This window comes from Pseudomonas sp. NPDC008258 (assembly GCF_042956345.1).
GTDB lineage: Bacteria > Pseudomonadota > Gammaproteobacteria > Pseudomonadales > Pseudomonadaceae > Aquipseudomonas.
This window is the reverse complement of record NZ_JBIBGE010000073.1, coordinates 2,868-4,299: the sequence shown is the minus strand read 5'-3', so window position 1 is coordinate 4,299 and position 1,432 is coordinate 2,868. Positions and strand designations below refer to the sequence as shown.

At 52.9% G+C, this 1,432-nt stretch carries 1 rRNA gene (running past one end of the window); it reads right to left on the bottom strand.

The features are described from left to right. Positions 1–63 precede the first annotated feature (63 nt). A 23S ribosomal RNA gene (locus ACFY9W_RS28975) occupies positions 64–1,432 on the bottom strand (it continues 1,569 nt past the right edge of the window).

The window sequence follows — 1,432 nt, the reverse complement described above, 5'->3', positions numbered from 1 at the left end:
CGAACTTTCGGTTCTTTCGTCTTCACCACCGCAATCTGCATGAGCAAATTGCTTGGGTGTTATATGGTCAAGCCTCACGGGCAATTAGTATTGGTTAGCTCAACGCCTCACAGCGCTTACACACCCAACCTATCAACGTCGTAGTCTTCGACGGCCCTTTAGGGGATTCAAGATCCCAGTGAGATCTCATCTTGAGGCAAGTTTCCCGCTTAGATGCTTTCAGCGGTTATCTCTTCCGAACATAGCTACCCGGCAATGCCACTGGCGTGACAACCGGAACACCAGAGGTTCGTCCACTCCGGTCCTCTCGTACTAGGAGCAGCCCCTCTCAAATCTCAAACGTCCACGGCAGATAGGGACCGAACTGTCTCACGACGTTCTAAACCCAGCTCGCGTACCACTTTAAATGGCGAACAGCCATACCCTTGGGACCGGCTTCAGCCCCAGGATGTGATGAGCCGACATCGAGGTGCCAAACACCGCCGTCGATATGAACTCTTGGGCGGTATCAGCCTGTTATCCCCGGAGTACCTTTTATCCGTTGAGCGATGGCCCTTCCATACAGAACCACCGGATCACTAAGACCTACTTTCGTACCTGCTCGACGTGTTTGTCTCGCAGTCAAGCGCGCTTTTGCCTTTATACTCTACGACCGATTTCCGACCGGTCTGAGCGCACCTTCGTACTCCTCCGTTACTCTTTGGGAGGAGACCGCCCCAGTCAAACTACCCACCATACACTGTCCTCGATCCGGATAACGGACCTGAGTTAGAACCTCAAAGTTGCCAGGGTGGTATTTCAAGGATGGCTCCATGAGAACTGGCGTCCCCACTTCAAAGCCTCCCACCTATCCTACACAAGCAAATTCAAAGTCCAGTGCAAAGCTATAGTAAAGGTTCACGGGGTCTTTCCGTCTAGCCGCGGATACACTGCATCTTCACAGCGATTTCAATTTCACTGAGTCTCGGGTGGAGACAGCGCCGCCATCGTTACGCCATTCGTGCAGGTCGGAACTTACCCGACAAGGAATTTCGCTACCTTAGGACCGTTATAGTTACGGCCGCCGTTTACCGGGGCTTCGATCAAGAGCTTCGCTTGCGCTAACCCCATCAATTAACCTTCCGGCACCGGGCAGGCGTCACACCCTATACGTCCACTTTCGTGTTTGCAGAGTGCTGTGTTTTTAATAAACAGTCGCAGCGGCCTGGTATCTTCGACCGGCATGAGCTTACGGAGCAAGTCCTTCACCCTCGCCGGCGCACCTTCTCCCGAAGTTACGGTGCCATTTTGCCTAGTTCCTTCACCCGAGTTCTCTCAAGCGCCTTGGTATTCTCTACCTAACCACCTGTGTCGGTTTGGGGTACGGTTCCCAGTTATCTGAAGCTTAGGAGCTTTTCTTGGAAGCATGGTATCAACCACTTCGTCGCCTGAA